The organism is Vibrio sp. C8 (assembly GCF_054051265.1).
In genome coordinates this window covers 14,779-31,962 of record NZ_JBPAOE010000001.1, presented here as the reverse complement: position 1 = coordinate 31,962, position 17,184 = coordinate 14,779, and the positions used below count along the sequence as shown (strand labels likewise).

At 42.2% G+C, this 17,184-nt stretch carries 14 protein-coding genes; 5 read left to right on the top strand and 9 right to left on the bottom strand.

The annotated features are described in order from the left end of the window. Nucleotides 1-23: 23 nt before the first annotated feature. Complete coding sequence (locus ACRQQK_RS00135; protein ID WP_457509453.1) at nucleotides 24-416, top strand: transporter; 393 nt, start codon at nucleotides 24-26, stop codon at nucleotides 414-416. 87 nt (nucleotides 417-503) lie between these two features. On the opposite strand, the gene ACRQQK_RS00130 is transcribed toward ACRQQK_RS00135, so the two are convergent. Next, nucleotides 504-1,607: a phosphoribosylaminoimidazolesuccinocarboxamide synthase gene (locus ACRQQK_RS00130; RefSeq protein WP_457509231.1), complete on the bottom strand. Its 1,104-nt coding sequence runs from the start codon at nucleotides 1,605-1,607 to the stop codon at nucleotides 504-506. 326 nt (nucleotides 1,608-1,933) lie between these two features. After that, nucleotides 1,934-2,356, bottom strand: a complete 423-nt coding sequence (locus ACRQQK_RS00125) for a hypothetical protein (RefSeq protein WP_457509229.1) — start codon at nucleotides 2,354-2,356, stop codon at nucleotides 1,934-1,936. A gap of 419 nt (nucleotides 2,357-2,775) precedes the next feature. Between ACRQQK_RS00125 and ACRQQK_RS00120 the strand changes: the two genes are divergently transcribed. After that, a complete protein-coding gene (locus ACRQQK_RS00120) occupies nucleotides 2,776-4,761 on the top strand; it encodes a diguanylate cyclase domain-containing protein (protein ID WP_457509227.1) in 1,986 nt (661 codons plus the stop codon). A 3-nt stretch (nucleotides 4,762-4,764) separates the two neighbouring features. Continuing rightward, nucleotides 4,765-6,741, top strand: coding sequence for a diguanylate cyclase domain-containing protein (locus tag ACRQQK_RS00115; RefSeq protein ID WP_457509225.1), 1,977 nt, complete (start codon nucleotides 4,765-4,767; stop codon nucleotides 6,739-6,741). Between the two features lie 12 nt (nucleotides 6,742-6,753). Here the strand turns inward: ACRQQK_RS00115 and ACRQQK_RS00110 are convergent, their stop codons facing one another. From ACRQQK_RS00110 to ACRQQK_RS00090, 5 genes are all read right to left on the bottom strand, one after another. Beyond that, nucleotides 6,754-6,942: a hypothetical protein gene (locus ACRQQK_RS00110; protein WP_457509224.1), complete on the bottom strand. Its 189-nt coding sequence runs from the start codon at nucleotides 6,940-6,942 to the stop codon at nucleotides 6,754-6,756. A gap of 219 nt (nucleotides 6,943-7,161) precedes the next feature. Beyond that, a complete protein-coding gene (locus tag ACRQQK_RS00105; RefSeq protein WP_457509222.1) occupies nucleotides 7,162-8,178 on the bottom strand; it encodes a J domain-containing protein in 1,017 nt (338 codons plus the stop codon). A gap of 288 nt (nucleotides 8,179-8,466) precedes the next feature. Continuing rightward, nucleotides 8,467-9,135, bottom strand: coding sequence for an OmpA family protein (locus ACRQQK_RS00100; protein ID WP_171137494.1), 669 nt, complete (start codon nucleotides 9,133-9,135; stop codon nucleotides 8,467-8,469). 117 nt (nucleotides 9,136-9,252) lie between these two features. After that, a complete protein-coding gene (locus ACRQQK_RS00095) occupies nucleotides 9,253-9,936 on the bottom strand; it encodes a DUF2786 domain-containing protein (RefSeq protein ID WP_457509451.1) in 684 nt (227 codons plus the stop codon). A 120-nt stretch (nucleotides 9,937-10,056) separates the two neighbouring features. After that, nucleotides 10,057-10,734 carry a DUF3334 family protein gene (locus ACRQQK_RS00090; protein WP_457509220.1) on the bottom strand — a complete coding sequence of 226 codons (678 nt, stop codon included), beginning with the start codon at nucleotides 10,732-10,734 and terminating at the stop codon, nucleotides 10,057-10,059. Nucleotides 10,735-10,992: 258 nt separating this feature from the next. On the opposite strand from ACRQQK_RS00090, the gene ydiJ reads away from it, so the two are divergent. Further along, the gene (gene ydiJ / locus ACRQQK_RS00085) at nucleotides 10,993-14,031 is read left to right on the top strand and encodes a D-2-hydroxyglutarate dehydrogenase YdiJ (protein ID WP_457509218.1); all 3,039 of its coding nucleotides are present in this window, start codon (nucleotides 10,993-10,995) and stop codon (nucleotides 14,029-14,031) included. 225 nt (nucleotides 14,032-14,256) lie between these two features. Then, nucleotides 14,257-14,718, top strand: coding sequence for a methyltransferase family protein (locus ACRQQK_RS00080; RefSeq protein ID WP_457509216.1), 462 nt, complete (start codon nucleotides 14,257-14,259; stop codon nucleotides 14,716-14,718). A gap of 72 nt (nucleotides 14,719-14,790) precedes the next feature. On the opposite strand, the gene ACRQQK_RS00075 is transcribed toward ACRQQK_RS00080, so the two are convergent. Both ACRQQK_RS00075 and hutH read right to left on the bottom strand, forming a co-directional pair. Beyond that, nucleotides 14,791-15,510, bottom strand: coding sequence for a DUF3581 domain-containing protein (locus ACRQQK_RS00075; protein WP_457509214.1), 720 nt, complete (start codon nucleotides 15,508-15,510; stop codon nucleotides 14,791-14,793). 131 nt (nucleotides 15,511-15,641) lie between these two features. Then, complete coding sequence (hutH, locus tag ACRQQK_RS00070; RefSeq protein ID WP_457509213.1) at nucleotides 15,642-17,174, bottom strand: histidine ammonia-lyase; 1,533 nt, start codon at nucleotides 17,172-17,174, stop codon at nucleotides 15,642-15,644. Nucleotides 17,175-17,184: the final 10 nt, after the last annotated feature.

The window sequence follows — 17,184 nt, the reverse complement described above, 5'->3', positions numbered from 1 at the left end:
TTGATAACACTGTGTTGCCAATTATGTCGGGGAACAGAATGGATAAACCACAACGAATTTGCGCAGTGTTTGATTACACCACTTTTTTAGGAACCTCAAGTTCCAAGAAATGGACCTTTTCTGAAGCGCTGAAATCGTTTGCTCCGGTTTTTGGTACTGTCTGGAATGAATCGGTAAAAGAAAGAATGAGTCCTGAAGATAGGCTTTGGGAAATAGCGTTAAAACGTTTATCAAGTAACCACAGCGATGAGTCAAATCTTATTGAACTGGTGAAGTTAGCGAAACGCGAAGGAATTGAAGAAATTAAACTTGTCATGCCATATGCATTAGACGAACAACAGATTGAATCTATTCAATCTAACTGTGAAGCTCATATTAAAGCGGGTAAGCAAGACGAGTTTATTATCACTTTGTGATGAATTATTCAGAAATGAAAAGGGCGCTTCACTAATTAGTTTCTATTGGAAACTGGTAGTTAAGCGCCCTTTTTGCTGATCAGATGATTAATCAATCAGACCATATTGCTCGTCAAGAATCTTGATGATCTCTTGCTTTGGATTGTCACTTAGCTCGATTTTGTGGCCGACAACTTTCTCTGCAATACCCAAGTAAGTGCGTGAAATATCCATTAGCGCTTCTAGTGGTAAAGTATTGTCACGTGCCAGTGCTTCACGCTCAGGCATACGATCTTTGTTAAGAAGGATATCTGGGTCAGGGAAGTAGTTTAATAGGAACTGACGGAAGCCTTCTTTTGAGTTTTCAACAATCTTGCCCTGCAAGTATTGCGCTTCATCCCAGATGCGCGATGAGTCAGGTGTGCCCACTTCATCCATGTAGATCAGCTTTTCTGCGCCGTTAGCATCAGTGACGTAACCAAATTCAAATTTGGTATCTACGAAAATCTGGCCGATTTCTTTGAGTGCTTGGCTAATCACACCGAAACCTTCTTTAAGAAGTTTTTCGTACAGTGCAATGTCTTCCGCTTTGCTGAAGTTGAACGCTGCGAAGTTGTCTTCGATATTTTTACGAGTGATGTTCACGTCGTCTGCTTCAGGAACTCCCGGAATGCCTTTAAGGATACCCTTCGTTGAAGGTGTCATTAGCAGTTCAGGAAGTGCTTTGTCTTTTTCTAAACCTTCAGGAAGCTCAATACCACAGAACTCTCGTTCACCTTTTGCGTACGCTCGCCACATGGAACCTGTGATGTATTGACGACAAATGGCTTCAATTTTTATTGGTTTAGCTTTTTGAACAATCCAAACAAATGGGTGTGGGATATCCAGAATATGGCTATCTGCTAGACCGTTGTCTTTGAAAAGTTTGAACCAGTGATTAGAGATCGCATTCAGTGCCGCACCTTTACCCGGAACGCCTGCAATACCGCCTTCAGCATGCCAGATACAATCGAACGCAGAGATACGGTCGCTGATCACCATGATGGCAAGTGGTGCATCTTCAGCGACATCATAGCCTTTCTCTTTGATAAGGCGACGGCTGTCTTCTTCAGTTAGCCAGTACACAGAGCGAACTTTACCGCTATGAACTGGCTGATGGGTACGAATTGGGAGATCGTCATTGACGGCAAGAACTTGGTCAGCAAGGCTCATGGAGACATTCCTATCTTATTTCAAACGTCATATACCCATCCTACTTATAAACTGGCGAAATAGCAGCCTTAAGAGATTCGGGTATAGAAAGAAGATATCTAAGCACGGTGAGATATCAATTACTGCGCGCATCATACCAGAACTATTTTATGTCGCCATATAAAAAGCAAACGTTTGCTTAAATATCTTTTTGTTCGTAGAAATGGTGTAAAAATTGAGTCATACAAACATGCACAAAATGAAATGCTAGAGAGTGGGGATACAAAGCATTCAGGGAAAAATAGAAAAAGCCCTCTCATCGAGAGGGCAAAAGGCAGTGATAGAGATTAGTGGAATTGTGGTGCTGTAGGTTCTAGGAAAAACACTTCACAACGGTATTCTGTTGCCATTTGTTTAAGTAGTTTTTGGCTAACGATATCGATGTTACCAGAGGCAACCACAGCACTCGCGTTACCCGATTGGATAGCTTTCATCACAATGGTTATTTCTGATTGCGATTGAGATGGCTTCATATGAATAATTCTACTGCAATGTATTTGGTGAGCGGCTAGCTCGTGATACTGAGGACGTGGACATTCACCAGTAAACAGGATCCATTGTTTGTGCTGGGATAGACTTGAAAGGCGAACAAACATATCTGCGGCTGATGCAGTAGAAAATGAATGATGTTTACTCGTTGGATTTCCAAAGCGAGTTACGTTTGATTCAATACCGAATGATTTGTTAACTAGCAATTCACTATTTAGCATAACACTGTCCTTTTATACATGCTGTATGTGTATACAGTAGTATTAAACCAAATACTGATCAAGAAGAAATTTATGTTTTTGTGGGAAATTTGAGCAAAAAGTTATGGTAGATTTTGTAACTTGTTGATAAATAGAAGTGGTTTAGGAGAGCTGTGTTTGGCGACTGGTCAATCGTGGATTCAAATTCTGCGGAAGTTAGTGACAGCTGTTGGTTTTACCTATCCTGTACAGTATTAATCGCTGGATCGTTATTTTTATCAACACGTTGGAGTTGCGATTATTCAACTGTTCTATATTCCGTATAGTTGCATTTCCCTGAGTCATCAAAATTTAAAGAATTTTCCTACGATAGACTCTATAGGCTGGCCTGCCTTGTTTCAATTAAACTCACTGTTGTAATCATTGAGTCGAAGCAGCGAATGAAAGTCGTCCAGCATTTTTATCATCTCACCTTATTTTTATGTTTGTTGGCCAAGCTAGCAGGCAATGCTGTGGCGGCTGACAAGTCGACTTATAGTATCGCTATCAGTACTGAAGACATTATTGCTGAAACGGTGTTAGAAAGAGTTGCCCAAGAGCTGTCTATAAATTTCGAGCTAATCCGTTTTTCTGAATTTGCACCAAGATTAAATTCCGTTATTTCTGGTGATATTGATTTTGCTTCCGGCGTTACCTATACCGAAGAGCGAGCAAAAAAACTGATCTTTTCAGCACCAACCAACCTTGAATACACTTATCTTTTTAGTTCAAAAAAAACCAATATTAAAGATATGTCAACGCTAGCTGTTCCCAGTGAAACAGTATTTGCCGAGTTAATGCGAACACAAAACCCAAATCTTCACGTTGTTGAGTATAAAACGATCTCTGAAGCTAAAGACTTGCTCTGCAGTGGCAAAGTCGACGGTGTTGTCGATTCAGCGTCTCAACTGAGATTTATGGCATTGGCGGGTATGAATGCCGAACTGCTAAACTATCAATTTCCGTTAAAGCCAGTTTCTATGGTGACAGCTAAACCCGAGAATATCGAACTGCTGAAAAAATTGGAGCAGTATTTACACAAGCCGGAACTGCAACGCCTAATTAGGACAACCGCTGAGAATTATCAGCTCGACGTTCAACGCCAAGCGTTACGGAAAAGAGTGCTATTAAGTGGTGTTGATTTAAGTCGCCCCTTTAAAGTTATTGTCGAGGATTATCGCCGTTATGGGGTACAAAATGATAATGGAAAGGTCATTGGGATTGCTGCAGATGTAATCTTTGAAGCATGCCAGCTTATGCGTCTTGAGTGTGATGTTGAAACCGCTAAAGAAGGCGATTGGCAATCCATGTATGAAAGATTGCTAAGTGGAGAGATAGATATTCTATCTCCTATAGCAATAGTTCCTAGCCGGGAGGAACTGGTACATATAAGTGATCGTTTTTATAAAACGGAGAGCATTGTTGTTAAGCGTAATGGCTATAAAGACGGTGTCTATCGTACCGTTTCTGAACTCATTTCTGAAAGAATAGGGGTAATTAAAGGTGGACTGACGGCACAAGTCCTTCACCGTAGACTCCCACACAAGTCATTTCGCACCTATACAACCGCGAAGGAGCAATTGAAAGCGCTGTTGGCCAATGAAGTGGATTATATCGCCATGTCACGTCTGACATACAACGAATTGGTTCGCGACACTCGAACGATTTTTCCTATCGTAGAAGATCATACTATCGGCACAGTCTTCAGTTATGGAATCGGTATCGCTTTCAAAAAGAATGATGAGGGCAGAAAGCTTACTGATCTATTCAATGAAGCTATTAGACTCATTGATATGAATAACGTCATAAAAAAATACGATTACCAACCAGATTGGCAACAGACTTTGTTCAGCCAAAAAAAGTTCACTAAGCAAAGCCAACAACTGCTGCTGGTAATAATGCTGACATTGGTTGTCCTTTCTTATATATGGCATAAACAATCGGTCACAGACAGTTTAACCAAGTTGAAGAATCGTTTAGCGCTATATAGAAAATACAAACATGGTTTGTACTCTGGACAGGTGTTGGTCTATTTCGATGTAAATAAATTTAAAACGGTAAATGATACCTACGGTCATGCCGTTGGAGATGCGGTACTCAAAAAAATAGCTGAGAATATACGCCGAGACTGGAACTGTGACAGCTATCGTATCGGTGGCGATGAGTTCATTTTAATCGGAAAAATCCGCGAACAAGATATTGAAGAAATGCTATCTAATATCGGCTGTTTTGAGTTTACCGACCTTAGCAGTCGTAAGTTCAATGTGACTATTTCTTATGGTTATTATTCGTCTAACAATGATTATTTATCACTTGATGATTGTATTCATATCGCCGACACCAAAATGTATAAAGCCAAAATGGCCCAAATTAGCGAATTAAGGTGATTGATGTTTAATTTTCAATTTATTTTAGTCATTATTATTTTCTTATGCTCATTTGGAGTATTAGCAAATCATCAAACTAGTTATTTAGTTGCAACAGAAACTGATGACATTATGACAAAGATATTGTTTGACTCGGTATCTAAGAAGAAGAATGTAAATTTTGAATACATAGAGTTTGAAAGCTTCTCTGATGCATTAGAAGCGGTTGAGCAAGGCTACGTCGATTTTCTTTCAAATGTTACTTATATACCGGAGCGAGCTAGATCCTTAGATTTTTCTCTGCCGGTCGGTATTGAATATATTTATCTCTTTACTTTAGGTGGGATCGAACTTGATAAAATTTCCACATTAGCTGTACCTGAAGGGACCATAATTAAGAGTATTATTGCCGAGGATTTTCCAAATTTAAAGTTTGTTGAATTTCATAAAATAGACGAAGCAATTGCTATGTTGCAGTCTCGACAAGTTGATGGGGTCGCGGATGCGATAAGCCAGCTAGAAAAGATGATGTTGTCTGGCGCAGATGCACGATTATTCAATGACCATCTCTCTTTACATCCAGTATCAATTGTTACTCCAAAAGGGAAGAATCAGCAATTATTGCGCTTTATTGAAGAACATGCGCACACGACAGATTTCCAAAAACTGTTGAGAGAATCGATAGATAGCTACCAGTTGTCTGTGCGAAAGCAAGCTTTGCGTAAGCAAGTAATCCATAGTGGTATCAATGTATTAGACCCGCTTAAAGTAAAGCTAGAAAACATGCCATTATTTGCTAACTATCATCTTGACGGCCATGTTGATGGTATTGCTGCTGACATATTGTTTGAAGCTTGCGATATATTACAAATAGACTGTCATCTTGTCAGTCAGGCGGATGAATCTTGGCCAAGCATGTACGACAGCTTAAGAGATCAGTCTATCGATATTTTGTCACCACTTGCGATCACAGATAAACGTAAAGAACTATTCTATTTCAGCGAAGGGTATTACAGCCCAGAAGCGATTCTAGTTAAACGCAAACATTACAATGACGGTATGTATCGTTCTGTTTCCGAAATGTTCATTGAAAGAATCGGCGTGGTAGAAGGTAATTTTCTGGCTTCAACTCTTAATCAAATGTTGCCGGAGAAAAAGTTTATATATTATGAGACGCAAGATGACCTATTAGATGGATTGTTGAAAAATGAAGTGGATTATATTGCAATAATCAGAGCAACACTTAATGATAAGTTACGTCGTTCGAAAAATATCATTCCTATTACTGAAGATAAAGATGTTGGTGTATTTTATTCTTATGATTTGGGCTTTGGCTTTCAAAAAAATGAAAAGGGGGAAGTATTAGCTACACTTTTTTCAAAAGCTATTAATTTAATCGATGTTACTGATACGATTAAAAAATATGATTATCCGCCAGATTGGTACACGACGATACAAACCCAAAAGAAAATAAGTAGAAATAGTATTATTCGGTTTATGTTTATTATTTCAGTTTTAATCAGTGTTGTGTTTATTTTCCATAAACGTTCGATTACTGATGAATTAACACGATTAAAAAATAGACTGGCTCTTTATAAAAAATATGGTGGTTCATTTCCCAATAGAAAAATTCTTGTTTATTTAGATATTAATAAGTTTAAAGATATTAATGACACTTATGGACATAATATTGGCGATAAAGTACTTAAGCAGCTTGCTAGTAACATCAAACGTTTATGGAAAGGGGATGCATACCGAATCGGTGGCGATGAGTTTGTTTTGATCACTGGCGTTGATGTTCAACAGGCCCAACAAATGATCGAGAACATTAAGCAGTTTACATTTTATAACAGCAATACCGGAACTGAGTTATTGGTGAGTATTTCAACGGGGATGGTTATTGATCTCGATAAAAACCTTCCCCTCGATGATGTTTTAAATATTGCAGACCAGTCTATGTATCACTCTAAGCACAGATTTCGTCATGCCAATAGAAGTTAATCATTTATGAACTCACAGGGAGTGAGGCTGTTGTCGCTCCCGCATAGCTTGTTCCGCGATATTGAACTGTCTGACATCCATACGTGCAAAGTCATTGCAACGATCACATGAGTGATGGGCTTTACCATCTACATATTCGTGTTTTGTCAGTAGTAAACTTGGCTTTTTGCACCAGTCACACAGGCCTTCAATAGTAAACATTTCTTCTCCTTACTGGTAATTAAAAGACTTGTCGCTCAATCTCTCACTAAACATTAGAGTGAGACTACAAGACTCTTAGCTGTTAGGCGCTAATTTCGCGCGGATTATGCCACAGTAAAATGAATAATGTTAATTAAATGTTGTTGTAATGAGAGTATTATCGATTGCAAAATCTAACTATTTAAAAGGGCTGAAGATATCTTGCCATTCTAGTTGTAACTAATTGTTAACTTTATTTAGGATGGTTTTGAGGGCGCCATTTAAGCGCTTCATCTCTTCGTCGCTACCTTTCATATCTGGATGGTAAATCTTGGATAACTGCTTATAGCGAATCTTAATGGTTTTCTCGTCAGGTACTTGACTCGGATGATAGCCAAACACTGCGCAGGCGAGTTGAAACTTCTGATCTTGGTTTGAAGTCGCTTGGTTTTTTTGTGAACGCTTTAATTCTTGATAAAGAACTTCAAGTTGTCTTTTTTGCTTCTTAATCACGGCGATATTGTCAGCTAGCTTTTGCTCTAGCTGTTGTTGCTCTGTTAACTGGTCTAACGCATTTGTCTCTTTCTTGTGCCTTTTCTGGCGCTGATAGAGTGATGCAACAAGCATTAGTAGAGCTATCGATGCCAGTATCACGATATAAACCCAATTCAGTTTGTCTATGTTCAAACCTGAAGGCGCAGGACTTGTCTCTTGCTCAACAGTGGCTTCGTTGTCGAACTGGTCAATCGCTGATACCTGTTTTGCTCTTTGCTGGTTGAATTTATCTTCCAGTATTTGTGTATATGCTTGTTCGGCTTCTGGCAGAGATTCGGCAGCGGTACGGTACCAAATTTCTGCCATCTGCTGCGAAGTAAGGGCGTTCTTCAATGCCTGATACTGCTTACCTAGATCAAACTGCGCCTCAGGGTTCCCTTGAGTAGCCAGTTTTGTTAGCCAGTATATGCCTTCTGCAGTATTTATTTCAGTGCCTTGTCCCCGTAAATACATCTTTGCCAGTTGATGCATTGCTTGAGGCTGTCTTCTTTCAGAGGATTGTTGAAACCAGTAAAAGGCTTCGCTTAGGTTTTGAGGAGTGCCATCGCCAGACTGGTAGCGAAGAGCTAATTGATACTGTGCCTCAGCATCGTTGTTGTTGGCTTTACGCAGTAACTCAGCTATTTGAGGATCTGCGGTTGTATCTGCGTATATGGAGAAAGCCCAGCAGAGAGAAATAAGCCCTATTAGCAATCGATTCAAGATAACCTTCCGTGTTCTACTTCAGAGAATATACTCTTCCTACTTGAAGCTGCAGCGGTGTTGTCTACGTTCGTTCTTCACCCCAATCACATAATTTATCTATGCTTATGGGGATTCACTCACTTTTCGCTTACATGCAACTCTAAGTAGTTTGAGTATAATCCCAGCCTTAAAGCTGGGATTTAAACTAAGTTTATCTTAACGCTAGTTGCTGACGAGTTAAACGGAGTTATCTTTTAAAGCCAATCAAACTCCGTTTTCTGCTGTATGAGCTTATTTATCGACGGTTTATTTCAACGGTAGAATTTGAATTTCTACACGGCGGTTACATGAACGACCCTGTGCCGTGCTGTTTGAACAAAGCGGGTAACGCTCACCGTTTCCGCGAGCAATTGCACGACCTGTGGCAACACCTTGTGAAATTAGGAATGAGCGAACAGATTCAGCACGACGCTCAGATAGGATTTGGTTGGTGTTATCACTGCCAGTGCTATCGGTGTGACCATCAATAACAAGGCTTGTATCAGGGTATTCAACAAGAATACGGGCAACACCACGCAGTGTGTTGTGAATGCTAGAGTCAAGTTGGTAGGAGTTGCTAGAGAAACCAATACCGTTTTCCAGACGAAGAAGCAGTTGGTTTTCGCCCACGCGCTCAACTTGTACGCCTGAGTTTAAAAGTTCTTTACGAAGTGCGGCTTCTTGCTGGTCAAAGTAGTAACCAACGCCACCACCGACAGCAGCACCGCCTGCTGCACCAATCAGCGCGTATTTACGACGCTCTTTTGCGTCATCACCTGTCGCTAAACCTGCAGCTGCACCAGCTAGAGCACCGAGCAAAGCACCTTTGGTTGCAGAGTTTGTTTCTGTTTCACCCGTTGTCGCGTTTTGGCGTTGAGTTGCCTGACAGCCAGATAATGCAATTGCCACTGCTAGGGCTAATGTGATTTTTTTCAAGGTATCTACTCCATGTCTTATTTTTTTCCGCATGCATCAGACGAAATTCGAAGCAGAAGATCAACTAGGAAAAGTCTGATTTAACGTTGGGCTGACGAAAAACTTTCAACGAAAGGTCTACTTCAATAGTTTAGGTGCTTGTGCGCCATTTATCGGACGATTGACCGATACTCTGCGACCTTTCTTTAAGCCTACTTCGTAATCCGCTGTTAGGTTTTTCATTGCCTCACGCAGCTGTTGCTTGAACGTTTCGCGATCGACGTTCTTAAATTCTTTGTCTATGTAATCGTTGATTTTGTTTGCAGAGTCTTCATCGGGAGAGATGATAGGAAGTTTTTCCAATGCACCTTCAATCCATCCAGAAACAAAGGAATTAACGCGTCTGTTTACTTCTAGTGTAGAAGTTCCACTTCCAGCAAAACTATTGCGGAATTGTCCAGTGTGTTCGTTCATTTCTCTGTAAACAATATCAAAAGCAAAAGCGGCAAAAATAGCTCTATCGGCTTCACCGATGAACTCTACGCGTTTTAAACCTTTGTGATTGATAAGGACAGCTTCTACACCAAACTTAGTATTGATACCACGAATGATGCGTAATATACCTGAGCTGATAGAGGTGGGCAGTAAGTGGCTAGACTGTGTTTTACCCAGTTTAATGAATTCAATATCATCTTTATCAAGACCATATTTCAGCATTAAACGGTGCGCCATTTTTATCGCATTGGCGGCTTCGTTTACGTTTGCTGAGTTTCCAAGCTCTAAACACTTGGCAATTTTTTTCAGGGCTTTCTTTTTATCAATCGACATTCAAAAACTTTAGGGTCTGTTGACCTATTACCGTGATTAGAAAAGTCCGATATTTTAACGTTTTTGCAGCATTAGGGGAAGGGAAGAAGCCACCTTTATGGGTGGCAACCAATACTATAAGCCTAGTTCGTCTAATAGGTCTGACGCGATGTCATCCTCTTGCTTATCTTCTTTCTTTGCCGTTAAACCTTTTTGAGTACTTTCTAGAATAGAATCTGGACTCTCATCTTCGGTCATCTCGAAGTCTTCAAGTTGGATAAACTCGGTTTTATCCATGGCGAGTTCTAGGTAGAAAATGTTGTTCTTCTCTGTAGAAAAAGTCACTCGTCTCACTTGAGGTCTGTCGAGGTTGGTATCGACAGATAGAATAACCTGCTTATTCAAAGACAGCATTTTTGGTTGGTTCTGGGTGATGTTGGTTTGTAGCTCCTTGCGGATCTTGTTGGTAAAGTCACCAACAAGCTGGTTCATTAATTCGCCTAGTACGTCACCCACTTCGTCAGAAGTGTGCAAAATAGCCAGTTCTTCTTCAGGCATGCCCATGCTACGCATGTAGTTTGTGTAAACCTCAAGGGCAGCTTTTGCGGTAAAGTTGATAACGACTAGTCCCGAAAAGCCACCATCAAATAGCACAAAACAACCAAAATCTGGTTTAAGAGATGTTTTGTTGATTTTCTGCACCATCGCCGAATAGTTGATGTTGGAGTTGGTTGCGGAAGTAAGAACTGAAGAGACGGATTGACACAGCTTTAGCAAGATATCTTCCGTAGTTACGATTTTGTTTTTTCTCATGGTGTATCCGTAAAGGCCAATCGGCCTTGGTAATGCATAACAACTTTTTAGCCCAGCTTTTTGGCAAACGTTTGCACAGCTGTAACTTTATGTTTTCAAGCGAAACGAATTTGAACAGTTAGAAAAATGTATTTGATTCGCTCTGTCAACGAGATTCTGATTTGATCACCTTTTCAAATGTTGTAAAGTGACCGAATTCATATAATTAACCTATAAACCCATAGCTGATTGGATCAGCGACTTACGGGCAGGAAGCAAATGTTACCAAGACTTCACTTTCAATCTGATGTCGATCCGGTTGTATTAACGTTTTTACATGAACTAGAAGCTGCTGGTTTTACCGGCGATATCGAAACTCAATATTCTAGCCGTTTGGCAGTAGCCACTGATAACAGTGTATACCAACAACTTCCACAAGCTGTGATTTTGCCTAAATCCACGGAAGATGTTGCCCTAATCGGCAAGATGAGTGCTAAACCTGAATTTGAAAGAGTGACTTTTTCCCCACGTGGTGGCGGTACTGGTACTAACGGTCAGGCTCTGACTAAAGGTATCGTGGTCGATCTTTCGCGTTACATGAATCAGATTCTTGAAATCAATGCTGAAGAAGGTTGGGTTCGTGTTCAAAGCGGTGTGATTAAAGATCAGCTCAATGACGCTGTTCGTCCTTACGGCTTTTTCTTCTCACCCGATCTGTCCACCAGTAACCGCGCAACGATAGGCGGTATGGTGAACACTGACGCCTCTGGTCAGGGTTCATTGAAATACGGTAAAACCTCTGATCACGTTTTGTCTCTGCAAGCGGTTTTCGCGGATGGTTCGATTCTTGAAACTGACATGTCACACGGCACGCCGGATGAAGGCAACTATGCTTATCAAGCGATGCAGGTGACGGAAGCAGTATGTCGTGATAAGCGCCAGCAGATTGTTGACAAGTTTCCTCCTCTTAACCGTTTTCTGACCGGTTATGACCTGAAAAATGCCATCAATGAAGAAACGGGAGAGTTCAATATCACTCGCGTTCTTTGTGGTGCGGAAGGTTCTTTGGCGTTCATCACTGAAGCCAAACTTAACCTGACTCGTATTCCTAAAGCACGTACCTTGGTGAACGTGAAATACGACAGCTTTGATTCTGCTTTACGTAATGCACCTCTTATGGTCGAAGCGGATGCGTTATCTGTTGAAACGGTCGATTCTAAGGTTCTTAACCTTGCCAAAGAAGATATCGTTTGGCACAGCGTCAGTGACCTTATCACGGACGTTCCGGGCAAAGAGATGCAAGGCATCAATATCGTTGAATTCGCCGATCAGGATGAAGCAACGGTAGATTCTTTAGTGGCAAAGCTAACAGCAAGTCTTGATGAAGCTTTGGCTAATCAGCAAGGTGGCATTATCGGCTACCAAGTGTGCACGGATTTAGCCAGCATCAACCGTATCTATAACATGCGTAAAAAAGCGGTAGGTCTTTTGGGTGCAGCGAAAGGGCGAGCAAAACCAGTACCGTTTACCGAAGATACCTGTGTTCCACCTGAAAACTTAGCGGATTTCATTGCTGAATTCAGAGAACTATTGGATTCTAAGCAACTTGCTTACGGGATGTTTGGTCACGTCGATGCGGGTGTATTGCACGTTCGCCCTGCGTTGGATCTTTGCGATCCGAAACAAGAGCTAATGATGCACGAAATCTCTGACGAAGTCGTCAAGCTGGTGGCGAAATATGGCGGTTTGATGTGGGGTGAACACGGCAAAGGCTTCCGCTCTGAGTACGGTCCTGCATTCTTTGGTGAAGAGCTGTTTACCGAACTGCGCCGTGTGAAAGAAGCCTTCGACCCGCACAATAAGATGAATCCGGGTAAAATCTGTACGCCGCTGAATACCAATTTTGAACTGGTTAAAGTGTCAGACAGAAAACGTGGCTATTACGATCGTCAAATCGATGTGCAAGTCCGTGACAGCTTTAAACAGGCGATGGAGTGTAATGGCAACGGCTTGTGTTTCAATTATGAAACCAGCTCACCTATGTGTCCGTCAATGAAAGTCACGGCTGATCGTCGTCACTCGCCGAAAGGTCGTGCGGGTCTGGTGCGTGAATGGCTGCGTCAGCTTACAGAGCAGGGTATTGATATTCTGGATCTGGAAAATCAAACACTGTCCAAGACGGCCAGCATCAAAACCATGATTGATCGCATTCGTAACCGTATCAATCAGCGCCATGAATATGATTTCTCTCATGAAGTGTATGAGGCGATGAACGGCTGTTTGGCGTGTAAAGCGTGTGCAAGTCAGTGTCCGATCAAAGTTGATGTTCCTAGCTTCCGTTCGCGTTTCTTAAATATCTATCACTCACGTTATCAACGTCCGGTGAAAGACTATTTGGTGGCGAATATCGAAACCATGCTACCGCTGATGGGCAAAGCGCCGAAACTGGTCAATGGTGTGTTGGAACAAAAATGGGTTCAAAGCCTAACAGCAAAAACAGTAGGGTATGTGGATGCGCCGTTACTGAGCGTTCCTACGCTTGCACAACGTACTCGTCGCCACCCAGTTGCCACTTTTGATATGCAGTATTTGGCTGGCATATCAAAAGATGAACGTGAGCAACATGTCATCATCGTTCAAGATCCATTCACCAGTTATTACGATGCTGAAGTGGTAGAAGACTTCATCGCATTAGCAATTAAACTGGGTAAGAAGCCAGTGTTGTTACCGTTCAAGCCAAACGGTAAAGCACAGCACATCAAAGGCTTCTTGAAGCAGTTTAAAGCAACGGCAGAAAGTACAGCAGCTTTCCTAGAGAAGGTGGCGGATCTTGACATTCCTATGGTAGGCGTTGATCCGGCGTTGGTACTTTGCTATCGCGATGAATACGCAGAGGTGCTTGGCGACAAGCGTGGCGATTTCTCTGTGTTAACGGTGCATGAATGGATGAAACCGCGTCTGTCTGAGTTTGCAACTTCAGACAGCACCAACGGCGAAGCGTGGTATTTGCTTGCTCACTGTACCGAAAAAACCAAGTTACCGAACGCTGAAAAAGAGTGGGGCGAAATTTTTGCTCACTTTGGCGGGTTGTTAAAAACAGTACCAGTTGGATGTTGTGGTATGGCGGGTACGTTTGGTCATGAGCTTGATAAACTGCAAATGTCGAAAGACATTTACGGGCTAAGCTGGAAACCAAGTTTAGAAAAACTGCCAAAAGAACGTTGTTTGATCACGGGCTACTCTTGCCGCAGTCAGGTAAAACGTTTTGAGCACATTAAGCCTAAACATCCGTTACAGGCGTTATTAGAGTTAATCTAGTCTTGAATATGAATAGTTAAGCCCGACGTTGTCGGGCTTAACTTTATCTATCATTATTAGACGATAATACCCTTCCTACTTGAAGCTGCAGCGGTGTTGGCTACGTTCGTTCACCCCAATCACATAGTTTACTATGCTCATAGGGATTCACTCACTTGCCGCCTACCTGCAACTCCAAATAGTTTGGGTATAAGTATATTGATTGAATGCTAACGGAGAAAACCAATGCATCGACTGGAACTCAAAATTCCGCCAGTAGCCGTGTTTGTGATTGCTATGGTACTGATTAATCGCTTTGCCCATATCTTCACGTTTGCTCATGTTCCATTGCCCTTTGTTGGCGTAGTCTGGAGCATCTGCTTTGTGCTTTCGGGTTTTATTGGCATTGCTGGTATCTATGAGTTTCGTAAAGCGAAAACAACGGTAAATCCAACTAAACCCCATCAAGCGACGAGCATAGTAGAAAGTGGCATCTTTCACTATTCACGCAATCCTATGTATTTAGGTTTGTTGCTGTTGTTGATTGGTTTTGCTTACTGGCAAGAGAATGGTTTGAGTTTGCTTACCTGTGTTGGATTCGTTTGGTATATGAACCGCTTTCAGATAGAGCCTGAGGAGCGTACCTTAGCGCAGATTTTTGGTCAGCCTTATGTTGACTATAAAACTCGTGTCCGGCGCTGGATATAAAGCAAATCTGCTTGTGAGGTAAATAAAAAGCCCCACTCAATGGAGTAGGGCTCAGTTATTCATTTGGAATGATTATGCTGCAAGCTGAGCTAAAAAGGTCTCTTTGCGTTCGTTAAAGCGATTCACTAGATCGTCAATCTCGCTTTGTTCGTAAGGTTTCAGACCACTTGCAACCATACGCTTCACACCGTGACCGACAACCACACCTTCTTCTTTAAATGCGAAAGTCATGGTTACCACGCCGCGCTTACCATCCACGTCGAAAGTTGCGCCAGTGTATTCCACTTCTGGGTGTGTTAGGTCTAGACGCTCAAATTCCACTTCCATGCTTTCATAGATAACCAACGGACGCTGAGGGTTAATCATCATCTGCTGTTCGTCCATCAAAGGCACCATGATATGAGGGAAGTTCATACCAGAGAACTGCACGTAGTTAGTCACAACGTGTTCAATGAATGCTGGATTGTGGCTAACTTCACCTTCTCGGCTCATGTGCAGATATTCTTTACCTGCTCCATCAACCACGGCGCTCTCTTTCTCACATTTGTTTTCAATGTGCAGAGCAATGCCGTCGTTCACCATGCCAGAAAACTTAAAGCGCATCTTTTTGCTGATGCCTTCTTTTTGTAGCAACACTGCGAATAGGAGATCACCCGGTACACAGAAGCGTTTGCTGTCTTCATCGTGAATAGGGTTGTAGTCACCCGCCACTTTTTTCGCGAAATGGCTAGCTTGTTCGCGAGTGAATTGGAATTGTTTGTCTTGGTTTGAGAAGTATGGTGTTAGAAACATAATTTACGCTATTTCACAAAAACTGTGTGGATTATAACTGCTAAAGTTATTTTAATGGTCCAATCAGTCAAATTAGGTGCAGAACAGTTAAAAAAAGAGCCCCGAAGGGCTCTAGTTACCGGTTTGGATTATTAAAGACTTGGTAAAATGTTTGCTGGCATCAGGTGGTTATGTACCGCCAGTTCAAGCAACGTATTCGCTTGTTCAATATCTGGTGAGAAGTAACGGTCTTTATCGTAAAACGGTACTTTATCACGCAGGATTTGCTTTGCTTCTTCAACGCGAGCTGAAGATTTATTTGGTGCGCGGAAATCCAGACCTTGAGCAGACGACAAATATTCAACCGCCAAGATACCGCGAGTGTTTTCACTCATATCACGTAGGCGGCGACCAGCAAAGGTAGCCATAGATACGTGGTCTTCTTGGTTTGCTGAGGTTGGCAGGCTGTCTACAGACGCTGGGTGAGCCAGTGTTTTGTTCTCACTAGCTAGTGCTGCTGCAGTAACCTGCGCAATCATAAAGCCTGAGTTTACACCACCGTTATCCACTAGGAACGGTGGTAGTTTGCTCAGTGCGCTGTCGATAAGCAGAGCCATACGGCGCTCAGACAAGCTACCAATTTCAGCGATAGCAAGCGCTAGGTTGTCTGCTGCCATTGCTACAGGTTCTGCGTGGAAGTTACCACCAGAGATGATGTCACCATCTTCTGCAAATACCAATGGGTTGTCTGAAACAGAGTTTGCTTCCGTTTGCAGAATATCGGCCGCGTTACGGATTTGAGTTAAACATGCACCCATCACCTGAGGCTGGCAACGCAGTGAATACGGGTCTTGAACTTTTTCACATGAAGTGTGTGACTGACCAATCTCACTAGTTTCATCTAATAGGTGACGGTATGCCGCTGCTGCGTCAATTTGACCTTGGTGGCCACGCACTTCGTGGATACGGTGATCAAACGGACGACGACTGCCTAGGGCTGCTTCAACCGACATCGCACCACATACTGTCGCAGAAGCAAACAAATCTTCCGCCATAAACAGGCCTTCAAGCGCAAACGCTGTTGATGCTTGAGTACCGTTTAGCAGAGCAAGACCTTCTTTTGGAGCAAGTGTGATTGGAGATAGACCAGCAAGCTTCAGTGCTTCTAAGCCCGAGATGATTTCACCATTGTGACGCGCTTGACCTTCGCCTAGAAGAACTGTGCTCATATGAGCCAGAGGCGCGAGGTCACCAGATGCACCGACAGACCCTTTTTTAGGAACACATGGGTAAACTTGGTGGTTAACCAGCGCCATCAGTGCTTCTAGAACTTCTAAACGAATACCAGAAAAACCACGTGCTAAGCTGTTGATTTTCAAAACCATCATCAGGCGGACGGTTTCGTCTGACATGAATTTGCCAATACCTGCCGCGTGAGACAGAACAATACTTCTTTGTAGAGTTTCTAAATCTTCAGGGGCAATTTTGGTGTTGGCTAGCAGACCAAAGCCTGTGTTGATGCCATAAACAGTGCGACCTTCCGCAATCACTTGCTCAACCACTTTTGTACTGCGATCGATGGCTGGAATTGCTTCTGGATCAAGAGAAAGAATCACAGGTGAACGGCTAACGTTACGCAGTTGGTTTAGTGTTAGAGTGCCTGGTTTAATGACTAAATTTAACATTTATGATGTC